This is a genomic window from Magnetovibrio sp., from assembly GCF_036568125.1.
GTDB lineage: Bacteria > Pseudomonadota > Alphaproteobacteria > Rhodospirillales > Magnetovibrionaceae > Magnetovibrio.
Genome location: NZ_DATCTF010000010.1, coordinates 263181 through 288130, shown reverse-complemented (window position 1 = coordinate 288130; position 24950 = coordinate 263181). Strand labels below are relative to the sequence as shown.

The 24950-nt window shown below is 58.8% G+C and carries 24 protein-coding genes and 1 tRNA gene; 8 read left to right on the top strand and 17 right to left on the bottom strand.

Annotation, left to right across the window (positions count from 1 at the left end):
* Nucleotides 1–4: 4 nt before the first annotated feature.
* Complete coding sequence (locus tag VIN96_RS06090) at nucleotides 5–538, bottom strand: molybdopterin-dependent oxidoreductase (protein WP_331894677.1); 534 nt, start codon at nucleotides 536–538, stop codon at nucleotides 5–7.
* A 213-nt stretch (nucleotides 539–751) separates the two neighbouring features.
* Here VIN96_RS06090 and VIN96_RS06085 point away from each other — a divergent pair, with 213 nt between their 5' ends.
* The 5 genes from VIN96_RS06085 (at nucleotide 752) to VIN96_RS06065 (ending at nucleotide 6756) form a co-directional block, all read left to right on the top strand.
* A complete protein-coding gene (locus tag VIN96_RS06085) occupies nucleotides 752–2182 on the top strand; it encodes a circularly permuted type 2 ATP-grasp protein (protein ID WP_414675594.1) in 1431 nt (476 codons plus the stop codon).
* Between the two features lie 7 nt (nucleotides 2183–2189).
* On the top strand, nucleotides 2190–3131 hold the full coding sequence (locus VIN96_RS06080) for an alpha-E domain-containing protein (protein WP_331894674.1): 942 nt from the start codon (nucleotides 2190–2192) through the stop codon (nucleotides 3129–3131).
* A 20-nt stretch (nucleotides 3132–3151) separates the two neighbouring features.
* Nucleotides 3152–3952 carry a transglutaminase family protein gene (locus VIN96_RS06075; protein ID WP_331894672.1) on the top strand — a complete coding sequence of 267 codons (801 nt, stop codon included), beginning with the start codon at nucleotides 3152–3154 and terminating at the stop codon, nucleotides 3950–3952.
* 33 nt (nucleotides 3953–3985) lie between these two features.
* Nucleotides 3986–4717, top strand: coding sequence for a proteasome-type protease (locus tag VIN96_RS06070; RefSeq protein ID WP_331894670.1), 732 nt, complete (start codon nucleotides 3986–3988; stop codon nucleotides 4715–4717).
* A gap of 293 nt (nucleotides 4718–5010) precedes the next feature.
* Nucleotides 5011–6756, top strand: coding sequence for an ATP-dependent nuclease (locus VIN96_RS06065; protein ID WP_331894668.1), 1746 nt, complete (start codon nucleotides 5011–5013; stop codon nucleotides 6754–6756).
* A 378-nt stretch (nucleotides 6757–7134) separates the two neighbouring features.
* Here VIN96_RS06065 and VIN96_RS06060 read toward each other — a convergent pair.
* A tRNA-Met gene (locus tag VIN96_RS06060) sits at nucleotides 7135–7211 on the bottom strand.
* Between the two features lie 68 nt (nucleotides 7212–7279).
* Nucleotides 7280–7567 carry a PqqD family peptide modification chaperone gene (locus tag VIN96_RS06055; protein WP_331894666.1) on the bottom strand — a complete coding sequence of 96 codons (288 nt, stop codon included), beginning with the start codon at nucleotides 7565–7567 and terminating at the stop codon, nucleotides 7280–7282.
* 207 nt (nucleotides 7568–7774) lie between these two features.
* On the opposite strand from VIN96_RS06055, the gene VIN96_RS06050 reads away from it, so the two are divergent.
* Nucleotides 7775–8251: a cytochrome C gene (locus tag VIN96_RS06050; protein ID WP_331894665.1), complete on the top strand. Its 477-nt coding sequence runs from the start codon at nucleotides 7775–7777 to the stop codon at nucleotides 8249–8251.
* Between the two features lie 78 nt (nucleotides 8252–8329).
* Here the strand turns inward: VIN96_RS06050 and VIN96_RS06045 are convergent, their stop codons facing one another.
* From VIN96_RS06045 to VIN96_RS06015, 7 genes are read right to left on the bottom strand one after another with little or no spacing between them, the layout of a single operon-like run.
* Nucleotides 8330–9337, bottom strand: coding sequence for an MDR family oxidoreductase (locus VIN96_RS06045; protein WP_331894664.1), 1008 nt, complete (start codon nucleotides 9335–9337; stop codon nucleotides 8330–8332).
* A 28-nt stretch (nucleotides 9338–9365) separates the two neighbouring features.
* The gene (pyrC, locus tag VIN96_RS06040; RefSeq protein WP_331894662.1) at nucleotides 9366–10403 is read right to left on the bottom strand and encodes a dihydroorotase; all 1038 of its coding nucleotides are present in this window, start codon (nucleotides 10401–10403) and stop codon (nucleotides 9366–9368) included.
* Nucleotides 10400–10882: a cyclic nucleotide-binding domain-containing protein gene (locus VIN96_RS06035; RefSeq protein WP_331894660.1), complete on the bottom strand. Its 483-nt coding sequence runs from the start codon at nucleotides 10880–10882 to the stop codon at nucleotides 10400–10402. The genes pyrC and VIN96_RS06035 overlap by 4 nt, the downstream gene beginning before the upstream one ends.
* Nucleotides 10883–10921: 39 nt before the next feature.
* Nucleotides 10922–12715 (bottom strand): asparagine synthase (glutamine-hydrolyzing), encoded by a 1794-nt coding sequence (gene asnB / locus VIN96_RS06030; RefSeq protein ID WP_331894658.1) that lies wholly within the window; start codon nucleotides 12713–12715, stop codon nucleotides 10922–10924.
* Nucleotides 12715–13734 carry a glycosyltransferase gene (locus tag VIN96_RS06025; protein ID WP_331894656.1) on the bottom strand — a complete coding sequence of 340 codons (1020 nt, stop codon included), beginning with the start codon at nucleotides 13732–13734 and terminating at the stop codon, nucleotides 12715–12717. The genes asnB and VIN96_RS06025 overlap by 1 nt, the downstream gene beginning before the upstream one ends.
* 14 nt (nucleotides 13735–13748) lie before the next feature.
* Entirely contained in the window at nucleotides 13749–14522 is a 774-nt protein-coding gene (locus VIN96_RS06020) for a glycosyltransferase family 2 protein (RefSeq protein WP_331894655.1), read from the bottom strand.
* Entirely contained in the window at nucleotides 14519–15475 is a 957-nt protein-coding gene (locus VIN96_RS06015) for a glycosyltransferase family 9 protein (protein ID WP_331894653.1), read from the bottom strand. The genes VIN96_RS06020 and VIN96_RS06015 overlap by 4 nt, the downstream gene beginning before the upstream one ends.
* Before the next feature lie 128 nt (nucleotides 15476–15603).
* Here VIN96_RS06015 and VIN96_RS06010 point away from each other — a divergent pair, with 128 nt between their 5' ends.
* Together VIN96_RS06010 and VIN96_RS06005 are read left to right on the top strand one after the other, a co-directional pair.
* Nucleotides 15604–16488 (top strand): folate-binding protein, encoded by an 885-nt coding sequence (locus VIN96_RS06010; protein WP_331894651.1) that lies wholly within the window; start codon nucleotides 15604–15606, stop codon nucleotides 16486–16488.
* A 4-nt stretch (nucleotides 16489–16492) separates the two neighbouring features.
* Nucleotides 16493–17140, top strand: coding sequence for a class I SAM-dependent methyltransferase (locus VIN96_RS06005; protein WP_331894650.1), 648 nt, complete (start codon nucleotides 16493–16495; stop codon nucleotides 17138–17140).
* Here VIN96_RS06005 and VIN96_RS06000 read toward each other — a convergent pair.
* The 7 genes from VIN96_RS06000 to VIN96_RS05970 all read right to left on the bottom strand — a co-directional run bounded on the left by VIN96_RS06000 (nucleotide 17137) and on the right by VIN96_RS05970 (nucleotide 24834).
* Nucleotides 17137–17646 carry an arsenate reductase ArsC gene (locus VIN96_RS06000; RefSeq protein ID WP_331894648.1) on the bottom strand — a complete coding sequence of 170 codons (510 nt, stop codon included), beginning with the start codon at nucleotides 17644–17646 and terminating at the stop codon, nucleotides 17137–17139. The two genes, VIN96_RS06005 and VIN96_RS06000, sit on opposite strands and share 4 nt — an antisense overlap.
* Nucleotides 17647–17686: 40 nt before the next feature.
* Entirely contained in the window at nucleotides 17687–20374 is a 2688-nt protein-coding gene (gene ppdK, locus VIN96_RS05995; protein ID WP_331894647.1) for a pyruvate, phosphate dikinase, read from the bottom strand.
* A 4-nt stretch (nucleotides 20375–20378) separates the two neighbouring features.
* Nucleotides 20379–22517, bottom strand: a complete 2139-nt coding sequence (glyS, locus tag VIN96_RS05990) for a glycine--tRNA ligase subunit beta (RefSeq protein WP_331894646.1) — start codon at nucleotides 22515–22517, stop codon at nucleotides 20379–20381.
* The gene (locus VIN96_RS05985) at nucleotides 22517–23407 is read right to left on the bottom strand and encodes a glycine--tRNA ligase subunit alpha (protein WP_331894645.1); all 891 of its coding nucleotides are present in this window, start codon (nucleotides 23405–23407) and stop codon (nucleotides 22517–22519) included. The genes glyS and VIN96_RS05985 overlap by 1 nt, the downstream gene beginning before the upstream one ends.
* 123 nt (nucleotides 23408–23530) lie before the next feature.
* Nucleotides 23531–23809: a hypothetical protein gene (locus VIN96_RS05980; protein WP_331894644.1), complete on the bottom strand. Its 279-nt coding sequence runs from the start codon at nucleotides 23807–23809 to the stop codon at nucleotides 23531–23533.
* 39 nt (nucleotides 23810–23848) lie between these two features.
* A complete protein-coding gene (locus VIN96_RS05975) occupies nucleotides 23849–24613 on the bottom strand; it encodes a tRNA1(Val) (adenine(37)-N6)-methyltransferase (protein WP_331894643.1) in 765 nt (254 codons plus the stop codon).
* Nucleotides 24614–24615: 2 nt separating this feature from the next.
* Nucleotides 24616–24834, bottom strand: a complete 219-nt coding sequence (locus VIN96_RS05970; RefSeq protein ID WP_331894642.1) for a DUF2007 domain-containing protein — start codon at nucleotides 24832–24834, stop codon at nucleotides 24616–24618.
* Between the last annotated feature and the right edge of the window lie 116 nt (nucleotides 24835–24950).

The following is a 24950-nucleotide window of genomic DNA, read 5'->3' as shown; positions in this document are numbered from 1 at the left end:
AGCACTACTTCACGGTCAACGTCGTCAATTGCCAGATGGAATACCCGCTATAACTTTCGGCTTTCAAATCTTCGTGTTGATCGACGGGAAGGATGATCCACAAAGGCCCCTTGGACCGCACCCGCATCGCCTTGCCGTCCATTTTCATGGCGAGGACAACCGGATATTTCTGCACGATCGCATAGGGAATATCGACGTTGTAACCATCTAAGGCGCGAGCCTGAATCACCTCGCCCTTGGCGCCGGCTTGACCCAAAACATCCGCCAACAAAGGTCCTTCGAACGTGTGCACGCCTTCGATGAAAGGATTGCTGGTCACCAACGTGTGCAGGCCCAACGCCTCGAGCTGCGCACGGTCGAAAACGGCCGCCTTGCCATCGCCTCGGTTGGCGTTGGCGACATTGCCGTCAACGGTCAAAAGGATTTGCCCTGTCGGCTGCGCTAAGTCTTCGGCCTGGGCATAAGGCGCCGACATCAAGAACAGCACGCTCAACAAGGTAACGGCGCAATTTCTGATGGCCGAAATTGCAATCTTCATGGTCGTTCCTCCTGTCTCGTCAAGCGCATCACCATATTCCCATATTCACGCAAAGTGGGGCAAGCACCTTCGCTGCCCGCATCTGTCCATGAATTTTCTCGACAGACGCCCCCGGGTCGCCCTTGAAAACTGCCCAATAATTAATCGACAATCTTCCATTTTTTTAGAGCGACTACAACTTGTGCAATTTTTTGTTTCGTCTAATATTGCCGCATGAGTGATTCAATCAGGCCATTCGACGAAATGTCTGGCGCGGACGAAAGCGTCCGAGAGCCATACAAGGTTTACCGCAATTGGATGGATGGGGAAAACCCCAGCCGATTGAAGAAGAAAACAGCAGAATCAGAAGCCTTCTTCCGACGAACCGGCATCACCTTCAACGTCTACGGCCAGGAACAAGCCGCCGAACGGCTGATCCCCTTCGACGTCATTCCGCGCATCATTTCAGAACGCGAATGGAGCCGCTTGTCGCGCGGCATCGAGCAACGCGTGCGCGCCATCAACGCCTTCCTGCATGATCTTTACCACCGCCAGGAAATCATCCGTGCCGGACGCATCCCTGCGGAACTGATCGCACAAAACGATGCCTTCTTGCCGCAAATGATCGGCGTCTCGCCACCGGGCAACGTCTACACGCATATCGTCGGCACCGACATCGTGCGCACGGGCGAGGATGAGTTTTTCGTTCTCGAAGACAACGCGCGCACGCCGTCCGGGGTTTCCTACATGCTGGAAAACCGCGAAACGATGCTGCACATGTTCCCCGAACTGTTCGCCAAGGTGAAAGTGCAACCGGTCAGCGATTATCCGACCAATCTGCGCCGCTCTCTTGGCGCTTGCGCGCCCTCGGCCTGCGTGCGCAGCCGTCCTCTGGTCGCGGTGCTCACCCCCGGCATTCACAACTCGGCGTATTTCGAGCATGCCTTTTTGGCCGATCAAATGGGCGCGGAACTGGTCGAAGGGCACGACCTGCGCGTGGTGGATGGGCGCGTCGCGATGCGCACCACGTTGGGCTATGAACCCATCGACGTTTTGTATCGGCGCGTGGACGATGAATTTCTCGACCCTCTGAACTTCAATCCCAATTCTCTTTTGGGCGTGCCGGGCATCATGGATGTCTACCGCGCGGGCGGCATCACCATCGCCAACGCCCCCGGCACCGGCATCGCCGACGACAAGGCGATCTATTCCTACATCCCGGAAATCGTCGAGTTCTACACCGGTGAAAAAGCCATCCTGAAAAACGTCCCGACATGGCGCTGCGCCGAGCCGGAGGCGCTGGCGTATGTGCTCGACCATCTCACCGAACTGGTGGTCAAGGAAGTCCACGGATCGGGCGGCTACGGCATGTTGGTCGGCCCGGCCGCCAGCAAAAAGGAACTGGCCGCCTTCACCAGCAAACTCAAGGCCAAGCCCGGAAACTACATCGCCCAACCGACGCTGTCGCTTTCGACCGTGCCTATTTTGACCAAAAAAGGTCTCTCGCCCCGCCATGTCGACCTCAGGCCGTTTGTCTTGGTGTCGCCCAACAAGATCAACATCACGCCGGGCGGCTTGACGCGGGTTGCGCTGAAAGAAGGTTCGCTGGTGGTCAATTCCAGCCAGGGCGGCGGCACCAAGGACACCTGGGTTTTGGAGGAATAGCGCAGCCATGCTCGGCAAAACCGCAGGCGGTCTCTTTTGGATGTTCCGCTATCTTGAACGCAGCGAAAACACCGCCCGTCTCATCGAAGCGGGTTTTCGCATGGCGTTGACGCGCTCGGCCGCGGCCGAAGACGAATGGGCGTCGGTGGTTTCCGCCGCGGGCTCTCAGCAGCAGTTCACCAACGCCTATGATCGCTACGAAGCCGCCAACGTCATCGACTTCTTGCTGCGCGACCGCACCAATCCGGCCAGCGTGTTGTCGGTGGTCGAAAACGCCCGCAACAATGCCCGCATGGTGCGCACCGCCTTGACCCGCGAAGTGTGGGAAGCCACCAACGAATGCTGGATCACCCTCAAAGACCTTCTCGCCAAGCCGATCAACGAACGGGATCTTCCCGATACCCTCGGCACGGTGCGCCAGCAAAGCTCGCTGGTGCGCGGCGCGCTTCACGGCACCATGCTGCGCAACGACATTTATGACTTCGCGCGCCTCGGCACCTTTTTGGAACGCGCCGACAACACCTCGCGCATCCTCGATGTGAAGTATTACGTCTTGCTGCCGTCGGCGTCGTTCGTCGGCTCGTCGCTCGACAACGTGCAGTGGGAATCGATTTTGCGTTCGGTTTCGGCTCAGCGTGCGTACCGCTGGCTCAATCCCGGCGACATCAATCCGACCTGGATCGCCGACTTTCTCATTCGCGACACCCGGCTGCCACGTTCGTTGGCGTTCTGCTACGCCAAGATCGTCGACAATCTCACGTACCTTAAAGACGATTATGGTCTGCACCTGCCGTCGTACGACCACTCCAACGCCATTTACCGGCGCCTGAAGGACACCCCGATCGACACCATTTTCGACACCGGGCTCCACGAGTTCATCGTCGATTTCATTCGCGACAACACCCAGCTGGGCAATCAGATCGAGCAAGACTACCGTTTTTACGGGTAACGCTCTTTACGGACAGGCTTATGCAGCTCAAGATTTCGCACATCACCAAATATCAATACGACGAGCCGGTGCATTATGCGTTGCAACAGGTCCGCCTCACGCCGCCATCGCGCAACGAGCAACAGGTCGTCAGCTGGCGCACCACCATCGAAGGCGGCGCCAAGGAACTCGAATTCGTCGACCAGCACAACAACAACGTCATGCTGGTCAGCGTCAAGGATGGCCAAACCGAACTGACGATCCATTCCGAAGGGGAAGTGACAACCAGCGACACCCACGGCATCGTCGGCGAACATCGCGGATTTGCGCCGCTGTGGTTTTTCAAAAAACACACGCCGCTGACACAGCCCGGCCCCAAACTCGCCAAGCTGGTCAAGACACTCGGCACCGCCTTCGACGGCGACATCCAGCGCCTACACGCCTTGTCTGGGTTGATTTCAGAAACGGTTACGTACGAAACCGGAAAAACCCATTCCGAAACCACCGCGGAAGAAGCGCTGAGCCATGGTCACGGGGTTTGCCAAGACCACGCCCACATCTTCATTGCCGCCGCGCGCCTGATGGACTATCCGGCCCGCTATGTCAGCGGCTATCTGATGATGGACGATCGCGTCGATCAGGACGCCACCCACGCCTGGGCCGAAGCTTACCTGGCCGGTATCGGATGGGTCGGCTTCGACGTCTCCAACAACATTTCCCCCGACGAACGCTATGTGCGCATCGCCACGGGCCTCGACTACAAAGAGGCCGCGCCGATTTCCGGTTTGCGCTTTGGCGACAGCGATGAATCGATGATTGTGTCGCTCCAGGTTCAGCAGTAACATCGCGCCATAATTAGCCTGGACGGTATAACCATGACTTATTGCGTCGGCATGCGCCTCAATCGGGGCTTGGTTTTTATGTCCGACACGCGCACCAACGCGGGCGTCGACAACATTGCCACCTTTCAAAAAATGTTCACTTGGTCGGTGCCTGGCGAACGCGTCATCACCCTGATGGCGGCGGGCAACCTGGCCACCACCCAAGCCGTCGTCAGTCTGCTTGACGAGCGCAGCAAAGCGCCCGCCGACCGCGCACCTTCGATCCTCGAAGCGCCGTCGATGTTTCAAGTCGCGCAGATCATCGGCGACTTGGTGCGCGAGGTCATTCAAGCCAACGCCCAGTCGGGGCAAACGGCCGACTCGGCCTTCAACGCCACTCTGATTTTGGGCGGTCAGGTTTCCACCGGCGACCCCAGGCTGTTCATGATCTATCCGGAAGGCAACTTTATCGAAGCCTCCGCCGACACGCCCTTTTTTCAGATCGGCGAAACCAAATACGGCCGCCCCATCCTGGTGCGCGCCTACGATCCCGACATGAGCTTCGAAGACGCCATCAAGCTGCTGATGGTGTCGTTCGATTCCACCGTCAAGGCCAACCTGTCGGTGGGCCTCCCGCTTGATCTGCAAATCTATGAAACGAACAGCTTCAACGTCGGCCAAACCAAGCGGATCGAACTGAACGACCCCTATTTCCAGTCCATCTCGGACGGATGGGGCGAGGCCCTGCGCCAAGCGTTCTGCTCCCTGCCCGACTTCAAGTTTTGAGCACACCCCATGCAAAAGCCCCGCAACCTCTTGAGGTTGCGGGGCTTTTTTAATGGTAGCTGGAGACCGTTACAACCAGAACCGACCTTTTATTGAAGTCGTTGATATTTATAAAAAAATACAAAAATCTACTCAGTGATACCAAGTTCAATATTCAACAATCTGTCTGCTTCCTGAAATACTAACACGTGAATGCCAAACAATTTAATTAGACACCGCCTCTTCATCAACCCTAAGCTATCCAACACAACAAATCAAACTCCTATAAGATGCATTGTTGCAAAGAGGCATTCATGGCAAAAGCTGCAAATTCAGATCCAGCACCAGAAGGCAAAATTCGTAAAATCAAAATTTCCAATTTTCGGGGTATTGGCGCCACTCCTGTAGAAATTGAAATTGATGACATCGTGGTGTTAGTCGGTCCCAATAACTCCGGCAAAAGCTCAATTTTGAGAGCCTATGAGACCATCATGCATGGTAGCGGCAAGAATGCACAGTTGAAGCGCGAGGACTTTCCGAACCTCAACGTAAATGATGATCGCTTGCCTACAGTTATTGTTGAGACTCTGGTTGAGAACGATGCGGGCGTAGGAGACCAATGGGTCGATAATTCGGATGGTACTTTTCTAATCCAAGAAAAGTTCACCTGGACCGATGTTAATGTTGATCCCCAAATTTATGGTTTCCTCCCCAAAGAAGGACGATGGGCTACATCTGATGACAAACCTGCTCGCCCATTTGGCCCTGCTAATATTGCAAAATCCCGAAGACCAACACCAATATCAGTACATGCATTCCAGTCTCCTGAAGACCAAGCAAAAGAAGTGAACAAAGTTGCACGGGACATTCTTAAGGCAAAGGCATCTCTTTATAAAAGCGAGGAAGACAATGAAAAGACAGACCTCGAACAACTGATTGAGTTCGTAGAAGTTTTCCACGATAATGTTGCTGAATCAGCAAAGTTTGACATTGCTGTCATTTCGCAACAGTTGTCCGACATAATCGAAAAAGTGTTTCCTGGATACAAAGTCGAGTTTAAGCCAGAAGCTGAGCTCACAAAGGTTAGCCCTGACTTATTCTTCAGTGCCTCAGGTGATCTTTTTATGGGGCCAGAAGATGAGATGCTCCCCATCTCGCGTCAAGGAAGCGGTGCCCAACGCACCCTTCTCTGGGCCGCATTAAAAGTACTTTCACAACATAATGAAACGAAAAGCGCACGCCCAAGACTTCTACTCATTGATGAGCCGGAGCTTTGTCTTCATCCAAAGGCAATCCGCGAGGCACGCGACACGCTGTATAACTTGGCTCACGAATTAAATTGGCAAGTTATGCTTACCACCCACTCTCCGATCTTCATTGATTTCACACAAGACCACACGAAGGTGGCAAGGGTAGAACGTGATGCTTCGGGTGTAGTCAATGGCACGACAATTTTTCGGCCAGACAGTTCGGTCTTTGACAAAGATGACAAGGACAATTTTAAAATTCTTAACTTGTGCGACCCATATGTCGCAGAATTTTTCTTTGGCGGAAATGTAATTTTAGTTGAAGGGGACACCGAGTATTCAGCATTCAAACTCGTTGCAAGTGAACTCGGTGGTGACTATCCAAATGTTCACATTGTTCGCGCTAGAGGCAAAGCAACAATCGCATCACTTTGCAAAGTCCTAAATCAGTTCAAAACTGGTTATTCAATTTTACACGATTCAGATACTCCACTGGCAGCATCTGGCAACAAGAACCCAGCCTGGGCAATCAATTCAAATATTCTAGATGTCGTGAACGCAGCTCATGACAGTTCAAAAATACAGCTAGTAGCTTCGATAACCAATTTTGAAACAGCGTACCTCAAGACAGAAAACCGATCTGACAAACCATACAATGCTGTTCTGGAACTCCGAGAAGGAGGCGAAGCATATGAAAAGGTCGCACAGCTCTTAAAAGCTCTTATTGACCCGGCACAAAACTTACCAGATGGAGCTGTTCGTTGGAACGACATCGACAAGTTAGAAAAATTGGTAAAAACGGCTCGATCGTGAACATTTCTGTTCATGATAAACAACTGAGTGCTGTCGAAAAAGCAAAGCAGCTCTCATCCATACCCGATCCTATTTCACAAATAATCGACTTATTGGCTAGGCAGGTCGTAGAGGAAAGCTCACAGGCAAATGGGCTATCTAGAAAATTGCCAAGCCAAAAGCTCCAAAGAAACGTTGATAACGAACGTTCAGAACTCACAACAACTTCTTCCAATCCCATTTAAATGGTAGCTGGTTAAACTAACCAGCTACCATCGACCATGTATAATTCATTGTTTTTGCTACATTCCTATAAATGACTTAATTCCGACAAATAGAACGAAAACAAAAGAAATGCCCCGTAGTTTCAACAACTTACGGGGCATTCCTATTAAGAAGTGGTAGCTGGAGGCAGACTTGAACTGCCGACCTCGGCATTATGAGTGCCGCGCTCTAACCAGCTGAGCTATCCAGCCATATGGGTTGCGCCGTAATTAAGGCATCGCGAGCGAGGCGTCAAGCCCGCTTTGCGGCAAAATCGGGATTAGGGTTTCGCGGTGGCGAAACCCAGGTTGAGAAGCTCGGTCATCACCGCCTGGACGTCCGCATTGACCTTGTTTTCCGACAAGATTGGAAAGGCGGCATGGACGATTTCGGCCATGTCGGCCATGGTCATCGGTTCGCTGATCAGCCGCCACAAGGCGGCCGCCATGGGATTAAGGTTGTAAATCTGCTCGCCATCGGGGTGAACCAGATAGATTTCGTCGCCCACTTCGCGAAATTGGGTTTCTGCGTGGCGGGCGATGACGGTTGTTCGAAAATCGATATTCACCCCAAAATCCTTCGTGTTGCCTCTTCGATCGGGCGTATTTCGCAGGGTTTTCCTGAACCGAACCTGAACGCGAACTTCAGTGCCCCTTCAGAATACGCATGCCATAATACCGAAAATTCATTCTAAGATGTCGTGCAATCGATAGATTTTGCGAGCGGCGTCTTGTGACACCATGCCCCTTACGGGGCTCTTGATGGAGAACCGAACATGTCCAGCCCCCTTAAAAAGGTAACCCGCGCCAAGGCCCTGGCCATGTTGGGCGTTGCCGCAACCATCGCTTACGCCACCCCGGCCCTGCTGCCGATCGGTGAGGCCAAAGCATCCGGCGCCAGCCCGCGCTTCACCGTTCAAGATCCGGTGACGGCCAAGGAATGCGGCGACTGCCACATGGCCTATCCGGCGACATTCCTGCCGGCAGGATCGTGGAACACCATGATGGGCAACCTATCCAACCATTTCGGTGAAGATGCCACCCTCGACGACGCCACCCGTCAGCACATCACCGCCTATCTCACCGCCAACGCCGGTCGCGGCGACAGCGGCATTCTGCGCATTTCAGAACAGCGCTGGTTTATCGGCGAACATCGCCGTGAAGTGAGCAAACGCGCCATGGATCGCGCCAAAACCTGGGCCAACTGCCAAGCCTGCCACCCCCGCGCCGCCAAGGGCGATTTCGGCGACTGACGACAAGCGACGACATCGAACGACGAAGGGGAGGCCTGAGCCTCCCCTTTTTGCATGTCGAGATCCTAGCTGGCTGACTTAGGCGTTCACGTCGATCACCGCGCGACCGCGCACTTGGCCTTTCAAGATCGCACCGCCCAGATCCAACAGATCGCCAAGCGGATGCACTTCGATCATCGGATCGAGCTTATCCAGCGGCAATTCTTTCGCCAGACGGTTCCACGCGACGATGCGCCGTTCGGTCGGGCAATTGACGCTGTCGATGCCCAAAAGATTCACCCCGCGCAGCAAGAACGGCAGGACCGAGGCTTCGAACGTGAAGCCCGCGACGTTGCCGACCGCGGCACAGCTGGCGTTGGAATTCAACGCGCCCAGCAGGTTGCCGAGAATTTTACCGCCGACGTTGTCGATGGCGCCTGCCCAGCGTGCTTTTGAAAGCGGCCCGCGCGGCGCTTCTTCCAGTTCTTCGCGAGAAATCAGCGTGGTCGCGCCGAGATCCTTGAGGTACTGGTGGGTGCTTTCGCGCCCGGTGCCCGCAGCCACCCGGTAGCCCAGGTTGGACAGCAACGCCACGCACACGCTGCCGACGCCGCCGGCCGCGCCGGTGATCAGCACTTCGCCTTCGGCATCGGGGCTCAGGCCGTGTTCTTCCAGCGCCATCAACGACATCATCGCCGTCAGACCGGCGGTGCCTATGGACATGGTCTGCTGCATCGTGAGACCGTCCGGCACCGGCACCAGCCATTCCGATTTGACCCGCGCACGGGTGGCGAAACCGCCCCACCACACTTCGCCGACCCGCCAGCCGGTGCAGATGACTTCATCGCCGGGCTGGAATTTGCCCGAGGTGCAGTCTTCCACCACACCGACGAAATCGACGCCCGGCACGTGCGGATAGTCGCGCACCAGCTTGCCGATGCCGTTCATGATCATGCCGTCCTTGTAATTGAGGGACGAATATTTCACCGCGATGGTGGTGTCGGCATCGGGCAGGCGGGCATTGTCCAGGGTCTGGAACGAACCGCTCACCTTGCCCTCTTCGTTTTGGTCGAGCACAAGGGCCTTGAACTGGGTCTCGGACGTCATGGGAGGTCTCCGTCAAAAATGTGTATGGTCAAACAGATAAGCGCCAGTTGATGGTTTCGCCAGCCATAAACGGCTTGACCGAACCACCACCTACAACCGCGACGTCGCCCGGCACGGTCCAGGGGTCGCGTGTCAGGGTCACCGTCTCGGCGTTTGGCTTCAGCCCATAGAACGCCGGACCGTTGAGGCTGGCGAACGCCTCGAAGCGGTCCAAGGCTTGTTCTTCATCGAACACCTGGGCGTAAAGTTCCACCGCCGTCGGCGCGGAAAAAATGCCCGCACAGCCGCATGCGGCTTCCTTGGCGCTGATCGCATGCGGTGCGGTGTCGGTGCCCAGAAAGAACTGCGCCTCACCCGATGTCGCCGCTTCGCGCAGCGCCAAGCGATGCTGTTCGCGCTTGGCCACCGGCAAGCAATACAGATGCGGGCGAATGCCGCCGCGAAAGATGTCGGTACGGTTGATCATCAGGTGATGCACGGTGATGGTCGCGCCTACCCGCGGGCCTTGGCTGCGTACGAAGTCCACCGCCACCGAGGTGGTGATGTGTTCGAACACCACCTTCAAACCCTGGAACCGGGCCAGGGTGGGTTCCATCACCCGATGGATGAACACGTGTTCGCGATCGAAGATATCGATGTCCGCATCGGTCACTTCACCGTGAACCAGCAGCGGCATGCCGATTTCTTCCATGCGCTCCAACACCGCGTCGAGGTTGCGGATGTCCGTCACGCCGCTATCGGAATTGGTGGTCGCGCCCGCCGGATAGAGCTTCGCGGCCGCAAATACGCCGTCCTTGAAACCGGCCGCCAGATCGTCCGCATCGGTGTTGTCGGTGAGATACGCCGTCATCAACGGCTCGAACGTCGAGCCTTCGGGCAACGCCGCACGGATGCGTTCGCGATACGCCTGGGCATCGGCGGCGGCGGTCACCGGCGGCACCAAATTCGGCATCACGATGGCGCGCCCGAACTGCTTGGCGGTGTAGGGCAAAACGGCTTTCATCATGTCGCCGTCGCGCAGATGCACATGCCAATCGTCGGGGCGGCGCATGGTCAGGGAATTCACGTGTTCTTACTCCAATTTCCCCAGCTGGGGGTTTCGTGGCGCACCTTTTCGTCGGACATGGCGCGCACGCGCTTGACCATATACAAAACGATCGCCTTCATCACCGGATCGGTGCCGTTGAGACGTTTGAGAAACTCACCGCGCGAAATGCGGATCGCCTCGACCCCGCTGCGTGCGATGGCCTCGGCCATGCGCGGTGAATCGTCGAACATCGCCAATTCGCCGAACACGTCCCCGCGCCCGAGCTTACCGAGGGTCTGGGGCGCGTCCGAATGCACGCCCTTGCGCACCTCGACATGGCCGCGCACGATCAGATAAGCCGCATCGCCGCTGTCGTTTTCGCGAAAAATAATCTCGTTCTCTTTGAAATGCACCCGCTCGAAACCGGGGAAGATAACGCCTGAGGCGGCAGCTTCCTCGCCTGCGTGTTCGGCCCGCAAGCGATCCTCGTTCAAAGGGGCTGTGGTGTCATCCGTCATACGCTCATCTTCTCAAGAACCCGACCGCTTGAAAAGCCCTCAAGCGCTCAAGACATCGAAAACATCGCCATCGGGAGCGACGCCTTCGATATGGATCTTGTGCCACAAGGCGTAAAACAGCAGCGTCCACGCCGCCTTGCCCGGACGCCCGATGGGCACCGCGAACAAGTCGCGCACCGCGTCGGGCTTGCACACCGCCTGAATGGATTCCTGTGCCGCCACCAAATCGCCAACGCGCACGCCTTGCCCCGCGATCCACTCGCCCACCGGGACGGTGAAGCCGCGCTTTTTGGAAAACGGGCGCGCGGCGGGCATCGCCGAGGCCAGCCAATGGCGCAAGGTGGCCTTGCCAAGACCGTGATGAATTTTCAACCGATCAGGCCAAGTGAAAACGAAATCGGCGAGTTTGGCATCGAGGAACGGCACCCGGCCTTCCACCCCGTGGGCCATCAACATGCGGTCCGCCTTGGTCAGCAGGTCGCCGGGCAACCAGGTGGCGATATCTTGGGCCTGGGCAACTTGCAACCGCGTCCGTCCCGGCAACCGCGCCTCGATGCCCGCTTGGGCGACGCCCGCCCGCCACGCGCGGGCCGGATCGGCATCGATCAACACGTCGAGGCCGTCCATGATGCCCTTGCGGTACATTTCCTTGGGAAACAACCAGCGTTTGGCGGCGCGATAACGGCCATAACCGCCGAACAATTCATCCCCGCCCTCGCCCGCCAGCACCACCTTGATGCCTTCCGCGCGCGCCGTTTGCGCCAACTTCCAAGTCGGCAGAACCGCATAGTCCGCCGCCGGATCGTCCATGTGCCGAACGATCCTGGGCAGCTCGGACCAAAAGTCTTGCTCGCCGAATTCGACCTCGATGTGATGGGCCCGCTCCACACGCGCCAATTCGCGCGCGTGTTCGCGCTCGTCGGGCACGGCGGTTCCGGTAAAGCCTGCGGTAAAGGCCGTCACCGGCTGTTCGTTGAGGCGGCTCATCATCGCCAGCAACACCGACGAATCGATGCCGCCCGACAAGAACATGCCATAGGGCACATCGGAACGTTGATGCACGCCGACCACGTCGTTGAGGATACGATCCAGTTCCATCAAAGCCGTGTTGCGCGATATCTGCTGCGGCCCACCTGCAGGCAAAGCCGCGCGGCGGCGGCGTTCGACGACCTCGCCCTTTTCCACCACGATGGTTTCGCCCGGTTCCAAGCGGCGGATACCGGCGAAGGCGGTGTCCGCCCCGGTGGTGAACTGCAGCTGCAACAATTCGTCACGCTTGTCCGCGTTCAACTGGGCCTTGCGCAGTTTGGGGGCGATCAGCGCACGCGGTTCGGATGCGAAGGCGAAGCCGTGGGGCGTGTGGGCGTAATAGAGGTTCTTGATGCCGAACGGGTCGCGGCTCAGCACCAACCGTTCATGGGCTGCATCCCAGATGGCGATGGCGTACATGCCGCGCAGATGATCGACATAATCCAAGCCGTGTTTGAGATACAGATACAGCGGCGGCTCGCAGTCGGACTGACTGGCAAACGGCGTCGACATCATATGCGCGCGCAGTTCGGGATTGTTGTAGATTTCACCGTTGGCGATCAACGCCACTTCGTTGTCGCCGCCACCGTCGCGCCGCGCCACGAACGGCTGATCGCCGCCTTCAACATCGATGATGGCTAAGCGGGTGTGCACCAGCACGCACGGACCATTGCGGTAAGCACCCTGGCCGTCGGGACCGCGGTGCGCCAGGGAATCGACGAAATGTTCGACGACGTCCGCTTTCGTCCCCACCTCGGGGCTGCTGCTCGCTGACAGGCCGACCAGTCCCGCGATTCCGCACATCAGCCCGCGATCTCCTGAAAAAAGTCGAGATAGCGCTGAACCACTTGCTGTTCGGTAAATTCGCGCTCATATCGCGCGCGCCCGGCTTGGGCCAGATCGCCCGCAAAGGTGTCGTCTTGCAGCACCCGTTTGATCGCCGCCGCCATCGCCGGGGCGTCGTCGACGGGGGTGAGCAGACCGTCGAGGCCGTCCTTGATCAGCGCCGTCGGCCCTTGGCTCGCGGCCGCGACCACCGGGCGGTTCTGCGCCCAGCCTTCGATCACCACATTGCCCAGCGGTTCGTGACGCGACGGGCAGACGAACAGGTCGCACGCCGCCATCAATTCCGGCACATCGTCGCGCCACCCCAGCATGCGGATGCGCGGACGCACGCCCAAATCGTGGGCCAGCTCGGTCAAGGCTTCGCGTTCGGGGCCTTCGCCCGCGATCACCAGATAAGCGTCCGGCACCGAGGTCATGGCGCGGATCAGGGTGTCGAAGGCCTTGTTGGTGTGCAGCCGTCCCAAGGTCAAAATCATTTTGGCGCGTTCGGGGATGTGCAGCTCGGACCGTGACGCCGGCGGGCGATGATCGGCGGCGACAAAGTTGGGCAGATAGTGGGTGCGATCCTCCGGCCAGCCTTCCTTGATCAGGTAATCGCAGATGTCTTGGGTATTGCCCACCAGATGGTCGCAATTGCGATAGTATTTGAGATTGTAATAACCACCCAAGCGCGCCGCCAATACATAGTCCAGATCCGACGGGCGGCGAGCGGGCATCTTGGACGTGGCGCGGTTCATCCAGCTCAAGGCCACGTGGGGACGAAATGCGCGCAACTGGCGCTTGATCATCAGCCCGGTTTTCAGGTCGAAACGTCCGCCGAACGGCAGTTCCACCGGATCGATCCCTGCATCGCGCAACGTTTTCGCACGCTGAGGGTTATTGCGGATCAGCACCCGCTGGTCGAGCCCGGCTTTATGCAAGCCGATGACGAGACGGACGAAAAAGGCCTCCGCGCCGCCGAACTCGGCTCCGGCCATGATCTGCATCACCCTCACTTGCCGTCCTCCAGCTTCGCTTTGATGTAAGACAGCAACGGAAACAGCCCCGCCATCAAGGCGATGAGAAAGCCGTACAGACCTTCCTTGTAACCTTTTCGCCCGATGTAGCACTTGAAAAACCGCGAAAACAATCGGCGGATGTTGTCCGGCAAAGAGCCGATTTTGCCCGAGGCGCGTAAATCGTTGGCGCGCGCGGTCGAATAGCGGTCCAAGCGCCGGATCATGTCGGAAATGTCGCGATCAACATAATGGATCATGCGGTTTTCCAACCACATGCGTTCGCCTTTCAATTCCACGCCGGGATGCACGCGTTGCGCCCCCCATAGCTTCGCCCCTCGCGCATACAGACGCACCGTGGCGCTGACGCCCCACGAACCGCCCCAACCGTATCGCACCAAGTGATCGCCGACATAGTTGTCGTAGGGGATCAAAAAATGCCCGAACGGCGCGGCTTGAATTTTGTCCATGATTTCGGCGGCCAGTTCCGGCGAGACCCGTTCGTCGGCATCGACTTCCAAAATCCAGTCGCTGGTGCACACATCGATGCCCGCATGTCGACGCGGGCCTTCGATGTCCCAGCTGCCTTCGATCAATTTGTCGGCGTAGCCCGCCGCGATGGCTTTGGAACCATCGGTGCATTTGTCCAAAACCACCACGATCTCGTCGGCGAACCTCAACGTGTCGAGGCACGCTTTGAGATTGTCTTCTTCGTTGTGCGCCACGACCAGGGCCGTCAGCGTTTTCTTCGGGCTCGCGACTTCGTTCAAGACACTCGGCTCCACAATTCCCGGGCGGCCCGCTCGGCCTGCTCGACGCTCAAATCGCCCATCAAGGACGGGGTGTTGCGGTAATCGTAATCGTCCGGGAACACCGCGTCATAACTTTTATCGCCGCGCACCGCCGCACATCGCTCTCCCCAAGGCGCATAGTGCTCTTCGCGCGACGGACCGAACAGCCCCAAGGTCGGCACGCCCACTGCGGCCGCCATGTGCATCAGCCCCGAATCGTTGCCGACGTAAAACGCAGAACGTTTCAGGCATGCCGCCACGGTGCCCAACGGCGCCTCACCCACCAGATTGAGCGTGCGGTCCTTGGGCAGGGCCGCCAAAACCGGTTTGGCCATGTCGTATTCGGCGCTGTGCGCGATCACCGCGATGCGCGCACCGGGCAAAATGCCGCTTTCGTCCGTCAAGCGCAGCGCCAACTCGACAAAACGTTCCGCCGCCCAGGTCTTTCCGATCCAATTCGCCGTTGGCCCCAACGCCAAAACCGGCGCACCTTCGGGAATCATCTGCACCGCTTCGGCCTCATGTTCGGGCAAGGTCCACAGCTTCGGCGCGGGCGGATTGTCGGCAAGATCCAGCAACGAACCCAGCGCCACCACACGGTGAGTGTGCTTCTTGTTGGCCTTGCCCAGATGGATTTGATGCCGGGAAAACAGCGCATAACTCAACGGCGCATTGCGCAGGTCGACCACCACATCCCAGCATTTGCCGATGCACTTTCGCCACATCTCCCACCAGTGCAGGCTGTACTTGCGCTTGGGCAGTTCGATCACCTGCTCCAACCCCGGTACGCCTGCGAACAAGCCAGCGGGCACCGGGCCGCACACCACCGTGGTGCGCGCATCGGGATATGCGCCAAGCAGGTGCGCCAGCACGCCCGTCGACAGCACAGCGTCGCCCAATCGGTTGGAAGTGATGAATAAGATGCGGCTCACAGTCGATCCCCTGAGTTTGCGCCTTTATAAGGGCCATCTTATCAATTGCCTAGAGCCCTTGCCATTTGACCGCGAATGCCCCACCTTTTGGGAAACCCCATCGAACAAACCAGAGCGGTTCTGCGAACATGAGCGACAAGACTTATTGCCCCCTTCCCGCACGCGGTCTGATCAAGATCGAAGGCCCCGACGCTCGCGATTATCTGCAAGGCCTGATATCTCAAGACATCAAACGCGTCGATGCCGGGCACGCGGTGTATTCGGCCTTTCTCACCCCGCAGGGCAAGTTCATGTACGACTTTTTCGCCTTTGAAATGGCCGGCGCACTGGTGCTCGACTGCGAAGGGGAACGGCGCTCGGACTTTTTCAAGCGCCTGAGCATGTACAAATTGCGCTCCGACGTGCAACTCAGCGACATCAGCGATGACTATCAGGTCTACGGCGTGCTCGACGGTCTCGATTTTAGCGAACGCGGTGCCTGCAAGGTGCTGGGCGATGGCGTCCTTTTCGCAGACCCGCGCCTGCTCGACATGGGATGTCGAGCGGTGTTGCCCAAGAACGACACCTCGGCGCTGGACGCCGCCGGGCTCAGCACCGGCGATTACGCTGCATATGAGCATCGCCGCATGGAACTGGGTCTCGCTGACGGCAGCCGCGACATGAGCGTCGACAAAGCGCTGTTGCTGGAAAACGGTTTTGAAGAACTTGATGGCGTCAGCTTCACCAAGGGCTGCTTCATGGGCCAAGAACTCACCGCCCGCACCCGCTATCGCGGTTTGGTGAAAAAGCGCCTGTTGCCGGTCACCATTGACGGCCCTGCGCCGCAACCGGGCGCCATCCTCGAACTCGATGGCCGCGAGGCCGGTGAAATGAAAACCAGCAGCGGCGACGTCGGTTTGGCGTTGGTGCGTCTGGATGCGTTGAAAGACGACCTCGCCTTGACCTGCGAAGGCGCCACCGTTCGCCCGCACGTACCCGCCTGGGTTCAGTTCCAAGACGCGAAAGACGCCTAGAGACATGCCCGAAGCCCCCCCCGAAGACATCGGCCAACTGCTCAACCTGGTTTCACGCGCCTATTCGTACCGCGTCAACCAATGCGGCCCGGTGGCCAACGGGGTGTTTTGGAAAGACCAAGACGGCCAAATGCTGCGCTACGAACTGCTGTTGCAAGCGGTGGCGGAAGAAGATTTGAACGGTCCCATCACCGTCAACGACTTGGGCTGCGGCTACGGCGCGCTGTTCGACCTGCTGGCCGACCAACCGATGATGCAGGGAGGACATTATTATGGCTACGACATTTCGCCCAAGATGATCGAGGAAGCCCAAGCTCGTCACACCGACCCGCGCGCCACCTTCATCGAAAGCCCCATCGCCACCGAAATGGCGGATTATTCGTTCGTTTCCGGGACCTACAACATGAACTTCGGGGCCCGGCGCGACATTTGGGGCGATTACGTCAAAACCAGCCTGTTACGCCTGTGGGACAAGACCGCCAAGGTGATGGCGTTCAATATGCTGGATGGCGCGTCGCCGGAAAGGTTGCTCGACCTCTATTACGCCAACCGCAACGAATTCGTCGAATTCGCCATGAGCTTGTCGCCGGAAGTCGAAATCGTCGACGACTATCCGCTGACTGAGTTCACCATTTATGTGAAGCGCGTTTAACGCGTCTGATGCGTCTGGGGCGCAATGGCGCGCAATTTGACCGCCAAAGCTTCGCCGCGTAGACCGTCGGCATATATGCCTGCCACCTTCAGCATTTGTTGTTCCATGTCCCCATAACAGCGGCGAAACGCACCGATGCGCACGCTGTCTTCGCCCTCGACCAGTTCTGGATTGGCGAAATCCCAATGCACCAGCACGGGATTGGAATACCAGATCGGCAACTTGGCCGCTTTCATGCTCTCGGCCAACGTGATCACCGCGTCCAGACGCGGCGCGCTGTGGGAAACGAAGACATCCCAGCTTTTGGGGATTTGGCCGGACAGGTCGTACCCGACATGCTTGAGCGTTTCGCGCACGTAGGGATTGATTTGCCCGCTTGGTTTTTGCCCCGCGCTGAAAGCGCGAAAATGCCCCCGCCCGACGCGATTGAGCAGAGCTTCGGCGATGATGCTCCGACATGCATTGTTCGGGCACAAAAACAAAACGTTCAAAGGTTCACCGGCCATCCCGGTTCACGTCCCCTATATGCAAGGTCCGACGCCAGACTTATGCGTTGTTTTCCGCATCGACGTTCAACGCGGCCTGCGCCGCCGCCAAACGGGCGATCGGAACACGGTAAGGGGAACACGACACATAGTCCAGCCCGACGCCATGGCAGAACCGTACAGAAGCCGGATCGCCACCATGCTCGCCGCAAATGCCGACCTTCAAATCGGGGCGCGTGGCGCGGCCGCGTTCGGTGCCGATCTTGATCAACTCGCCGACGCCCGCTTGATCGAGGGTGACGAACGGATCGTAATCCATCACGCCCTTTTCGCGGTAAATCTGCAAGAACGAACCCGCGTCGTCACGCGACAGGCCGTAGGTGGTCTGGGTTAAGTCGTTGGTGCCAAAGCTGAAAAACTCGGCATCTAGAGCAATCTCACCCGCCTGCAAGGCCGCGCGCGGCAGTTCGATCATGGTGCCGACATGATAATCGAGCTTCACGCCCCGCGCCGCCAAAACTTCGTCGGCGACTTCGACCACCAGCGCTTTAAGCCGGGTGAGTTCCGCGCGATCGGCGACCAGCGGGATCATCACTTCGGGGTGCACATCCTTGCCCACCGCCTTCAGATCGGCGGCAGCTTCGAATATGGCGCGGGTCTGCATTTCGTAGATTTCGGGATACGTGATCGCCAAGCGGCAACCGCGATGGCCCAGCATCGGATTGAATTCGTGCAAATCCTTGGCGCGGCGCACCACCGCTTCGGTCGTAACGCCCAAGGCCTTGGCGACCTTTTCGATGTCGGCTTCGCTTTGCGGCAGGAATTCGTGCAGCGGCGGATCGAGCAAGCGAATGGTGACCGGCAGGCCTTCCATGATGCTCAGCAGGTCGGCAAAATCCTGGCGCTGGTACGGCAGCAGCTTGTCCAGCGCGGCGCGGCGCACTTCAACGTCCTTTGCCAAGATCATTTCGCGCATGTGGATGATGCGTTCGGCATCGAAGAACATATGTTCGGTGCGCGCGAGACCGATGCCTTCCGCGCCGAAGCCGCGTGCAACCTTGGCATCCATCGGCGTTTCGGCGTTGGCGCGCACGCCCAGCACACGCACTTCGTCGGCCCAGCCCATCAAGGTGGCGAAATCGCCGCTCAATTCGGGATCAACCGTGGGCACGTGGCCTTTGATCACCTGCCCGGCGGACCCGTCGATCGTCACCAGATCGCCTTCGTGCAGCACCTCACCCAGCGCCGACAAGGTTTTGGCTTTGACATCGACGACGATGTCGCCGACACCCGACACGCACGGCTTACCCATGCCACGCGCGACCACGGCGGCGTGCGAGGTCATGCCGCCCCGGGTGGTGAGGATACCCTTGGCGACGTGCATACCGCCGATGTCTTCGGGCGAAGTTTCAACACGCGCCAAGATGACCGCTTCGCCGCGTTCCGCCCAGGCTTCCGCTTCTTTTGCGGTGAACACCAGTTTGCCGAACGCCGCGCCCGGCGACGCGGGCAGGCCTTGGCCGAGGATGTCGCGCGGTGCGTCCGGATCCAACGTCGGGTGCAGCAATTGATCCAGATGCGCAGGTTCGATGCGGCGGATCGCCTCGGTGTGATCGATCAGGCCTTCTTCGACCATATCGACGGCGATTTTCAACGCCGCCTTGGTGGTGCGCTTACCGCCGCGGGTCTGCAAGATCCACAACTTGCCTTTCTGGATGGTGAATTCCAGATCCTGCATGTCCTTGTAGTGCTGTTCCAGCGTGTGGCGCACGCCGTCCAGTTCCGCATAGAGTTCGGGCATGGTTTCTTCGAGGCTGGGCAGCGCGATCTTCGCCGCCTGCTTTTCCGCCAGCGACAACGGTTGCGGGGTGCGAATGCCCGCGACCACGTCTTCGCCCTGGGCGTTGATCAGGTATTCACCGTAAAACAGGTTTTCGCCGGTGGATGGATTGCGCGTGAAGCACACCCCGGTGGCGCTGTCGTTGCCCATGTTGCCGAACACCATGGTCTGTACGTTGACCGCCGTGCCCCAGCTTTCGGGAATGTCGTGCAGCTTGCGATAGGTTTTCGCGCGCTGATTGGTCCAGCTTTTGAACACCGCCCCGATGGCCGCCCACAATTGTTGACGGGGGTCTTGGGGGAACGGTTCGCCGGTCTGCTTTTCGATCGCTTCGATGTAAGACGGCAGCAAGGCTTTCCAGTCGTCGGCGGTCAGGTCGGTGTCGAGCTTCAAGGCATGGTCGAGCTTGTAGTCTTCCAGCAAGTCTTCGAAGTGATAGTGATCGACGCCCAATACCACGTCGCCGAACATCTGGATGAAGCGGCGGTAACTGTCATAGGCGAAGCGCTCGTCGCCGGTTTCCTGGGCGAGAATTTCCACCGCTTCGTCGTTGAGGCCAAGGTTCAAGACCGTGTCCATCATGCCCGGCATGGACGCACGCGCGCCGGAACGGACCGAAAGCAGCAACACCCGGCCTTCCGCCTTGGTGCCGCCGAACGGCGCGCCCATGGCGGTTTCCAACTTGGCCACGGCGGCGTTGACTTGATCGTTCAGGCCATCGGGATAATCGCCGCCGGTGGCGGTGACGTGGGCGCAAACCTCGGTGGTGATGGTGAAGCCCGGCGGCACGCTCAAGCCAAGCGCGCACATTTCGTGCAGGTTGGCGCCCTTGCCACCCAAAAGGTTGCGCATTTTGGCGCTTCCTTCGGCGTTGCCGCCGCCAAACGAGTAGGTCCACTTTTGAGACATTAACCTAGCCTTCGATTTTTGAGAAATCGGCGATTTCGCCCATAACGCTCTGTATTTGAGATAGGAGCATCAAACGGTTTTTGCGAACATTTTGATCGTCCGCGTTGACCATCACGTCTTCGAAGAACGCATCCAACGGCCCGCGCAGCTTTGCGAGTTCCGCCATAGCGTCTTGGAATTTTTCTTCCCCGACAAACGCACCCGCTTTTGCGCCCGCTTCGCCCAGCGCGGCAAACAAGGTGCGTTCCGCGTCTTCGACGAACACGCTTTCATCCGCCGTGCCCGCGTATGAGCAAGCATCTTTCTTTTCTTCGATGCGCAAAATGTTGGTGGCGCGTTTGTGCGCGGCGAGCAGGTTCGCGCCGTCATCGGTGGACACAAAGGCCGATAGAGCATCGACCCGTGCCAGCAAGCGCACCAAATCGTCTTCACCGCCCAGCGAGAACACCGCGTCGATCAAATCATGACGCACGCCTTCACCTTTCAAGTGAACTTTTAGGCGGTCGGCGAAAAAATTGAGCAGCTCATCTGCTATATAATAACGAGGGTCAGTTTCAACGCCATCACGCAATTCTTTGACTTTTGCAGCACCGAATGCAATGGAATGCTCTTCGCCTTGCAAATTTGGCGGATAAGCCTTTGACGCCAAGTCAAAGGCATCTATCAGCGGCATGCGCAGCTTATTTTCGACAATCAAGCGGATCACGCCCAATGCCGCGCGGCGCAGGGCGAACGGGTCTTTCGATCCGGTGGGTTTTTCGTCGATGGTCCAAAAGCCCACCAGGGTATCGAGCTTGTCGGCCATCGCCACCGACACCGACACCGGCGCGGTGGGGCAGTCGTCGCTGGGACCTTGCGGGGCATAGTGTTCCGCGATGGCATTGGCGACGGCTTCGGATTCACCGTCCAACAGCGCGTAATAGCGCCCCATCACACCTTGGACTTCGGGGAATTCGAACACCATGCCGGTGACCAGATCGGCTTTCGACAGGCGCGCGGCGGAACGAACCTGATCGCGGTTCGCGCCGTCGATGAATTCGCACAGTTCGACGGCCAAGGCCTGCACGCGGTCGACCTTTTCGTCGACCGTGCCGAGCTTGGCGTGGAACACGATGTCCTTGAGCAACGGCGCGCGCGAGGCCAGGGTGCTTTTGCGGTCCTGATCCCAAAAGAACTGCGCATCCGAGAGACGCGCGCGCAGCACCCGTTCGTTGCCCGCGACGATCGCCGCGCCGCCATCCGGCGCCACCTGGTTGGACACCAAGATGAACTTGGGTGCGAGCTTGCCGTCGTGATCGAGCAGCGTGAAATACTTTTGGTTCACCCGCATGGTGGTGGTCAGCACTTCCGGCGGCAGTTCCATAAACCGCGCGTCGATGTCGCCCATCAGCACCACCGGCCATTCGACCAAGCCGGTGACTTCCTGCAGCAAGCCTTCGTCGGGTTTCAGTGTCAGCCCGGCGTCTTCGGCCAGCTTTTCGGCTTGGCTGACGATTTCGGCGCGGCGCTCGGACGGGCACAGCATCACGTGCGCCTCGGCCAGCTTGGCGCGGTAGTCAGCGAAGTCCGTGACCGCGATCGGTCCGGGGTTCAAGAAGCGATGGCCGTAGGTGTGCTGGTTGGCCTCGACCGTTTCGTAAACGACCGGCACCACCGCGCCGCCGAATAGGGCGAGGACATTGTGCAACGGGCGCACCCAGCGTTTTTCGCCCGCACCCCAGCGCATCGATTTCGGCCACGGCAACGCGTTCATCGCCGCATCCAAGATGCCCGGGAGCACGTCGATGGTCGGCTCACCCTTCTTTTCGATCACCGCGAAGTAAAACATCTTGCCCTTCACTTCGCGCTGTTCGCAGTCGTCCAGGCTCAGCCCGCCGAGCGAGCCGAGGAAGCCCTTCAAGGCCTGTTCCGGCGCGCCCACCTGCGGGCCCTTGCGTTCGTCTTTGACGTCGGGCTGCTTTTCCGGCAAGCCGTCGATCACCAGACACAACCGCCGCGGGGTGACGAAGGCTTCGGACTTCGACCAATCGAGGCCGGCCTTTTTCAGGCCGTCTTCGACCAAATTTTTCAGATCCGCCGCCGCGCGCGCTTGCATGCGGGCGGGGATTTCTTCCGAGAACAGTTCGAGGAGCAGCTCAGCCATCAGTTCGTCTCCCCTTCGCCCGCGAGCCACGCTTCGCAGCAACCTTTCGACAAGTTGCGCACGCGCCCGATATAGGCCTGGCGTTCGGTCACGGAAATCACCCCGCGCGCGTCCAGCAGGTTGAACACGTGGCTGGCGCGGATGCATTGCTCGTAAGCCGGCAGCGCCAGGGGCTTGTCCAGGTTCAACAAGGTCTGACAGTTGTCTTCGGCGTCCTTGAACTGCTGAAACAGCTTGTCGGTGTCGGCATGTTCGAAGTTGAACGCGGATTGTTCCTGTTCGTTGCGCAAGAACACGTCGCCGTAGCGCACGCCTTCGCCGTTCCAATCCAGGTCGTAGACGTTTTCGACGCCCTGAATGTACATGGCCAGACGCTCAAGCCCGTAGGTCAATTCGACCGCAACCGGGTTGCATTCGATGCCGCCGACTTGCTGGAAATAGGTGAACTGGCTGACTTCCATGCCGTCGCACCACACTTCCCAGCCGAGCCCCCACGCGCCCAGCGTCGGGCTTTCCCAGTCGTCTTCGACGAAACGGATGTCGTGCTGGGCGGCGTCGATGCCCAACGCCTTGAGGCTATCGAGGTAAAGTTCCTGGCTGTTGGGCGGCGACGGTTTCATGATCGCCTGGAATTGATAATAGTGCTGCAAACGGTTGGGGTTTTCGCCATAGCGCCCGTCGGTGGGGCGGCGCGACGGCTGCACGTAGGCGGCTTTCCACGGTTTCGGGCCCAAAGCGCGCAACGTGGTCGCGGGGTGAAACGTGCCCGCGCCGACCTCTTGGTCGTGGGGTTGCAACAGCACGCAGCCGTGCGAAGCCCAGAAACTTTGCAGTTTGAGAATCAGATTTTGAAAGCACGTCTCGCGATTGGGTGCAGGCACACCGGACATTGGACAAAAACCTTAGAAAACAGCCCCGCAAATATAAAAGCGGAGCCGACATGTTGCAGTGCAGCGAAGATAGCCTTGCGCCGGTAAGCGGTCAAGGCGTCAACGCCGGGTTTTCCTTGTCGGTCAGCCCATGAACGGACAATCGTCGCGGCCGCACGATTTCGCCCCACGGGTGACGTATGCGCCGCAGACTTTGCATTCGATCATGTCCTCGACGCCGTCTGGGGCGGGCGCGGCACTGGGTTTGGATGCCCCAGAGGCTTGCGCTCCACCGCTTTGCCGCTTCACGCGCGAGCGGTCCGCGCGCTGGTCCTGCACGCGGGTGAAGTATTTGAATGCGTTCCACACCAGATAAACGATAACGACGGTGAAGACGATTTTGGTCAGACTGAAACCGAACATGGCACACTTGTAAGGGCGGGCTGGGCCAGGGTCAAACCCTTACTTTCCTTCCCCCCGCAAATGCAGCGCGCCGCCCCTGAGCGCGGCGTCGGCGGCGTCGGTGTAGCTGCCGTCGTCGTTGTGCAGGGTCAGGCCGTTCATCAGTTTCATCGGCGACTTGATGCCCTTGCGCGCGCGCACGATGACGCGGTGGGAATCCTCGTCATCCTTGGGCCACAGGGGAAACACCGTGATCTCCCCGGCGCGCCCTTCCAGGCCGATCAGCAACTCCGCCAAGCGGTCGGCGCGCTGGATAAAGGTGATCGAGCCCTTGCGGCGGCAGAACTTCAACGCCGCGTCGACCCAATCTTCCAGGTCGGCGTCGCCTTCGACGTGGGCGATTTTCTTGGATTCGTTGGGCGGATGGTTACCGCGATCGCCGCTCATATAGGGCGGGTTGGCGAACACGTGGGCGTAGCTTTCAAGCTCCAGTTCGCTCGGCGGGTTGAGGATGTCGCCTTGCAGCACCCGCATGCGGTCCGCGGTCCCGTTGGCTTCGACATTGCGCCGCGCCAATTCGGCCAGATGAGGCTGCAGCTCGAGGCCGTCGATATGCACGTCCGGACAGCGCGCGCCCAGACACAGCATCGCCGCGCCGACGCCGCAGCCAAGATCGAGCGCCCGCTCGCCCGCTTCGGCGCGCACCGCCGCCGCCAGCAGCACCGGGTCGACGGCGGCGCGGTAGCCGTCGCGCGGCTGCAAAAGCGTCACCTGGCCGTCGAGAATCCGGTCTTCGGTGGTTTCGACCTGGGACAATTCGTTCATACCTATTCACCTGTCGCTATGCGGTCGGCCTCGGCCAAAATCGCCTGGGCTTCGCGTTTGTCTTCGTCCGCCACCATAATCCGCCGCGGGATCGCTTGGATAGAGCCATCCAGGATGCTCATGTGCTCATCGAGCACCAGCACCTCGATGCCCGCGTCCGCCATTTGGGCGCGCAGCCACGAAATCAGCACCGGATCGTTGGTGCGCACAAGCTCGAACATACGGTGAAATCCCCCTCAAATGCCCCAAAAATCCCGCCAAATACCCTCAGGATGCTTGACCAAGACCCGCTTGGGCAGTCATATATGCGCCAACAATACTGTAATATGACGGTCGG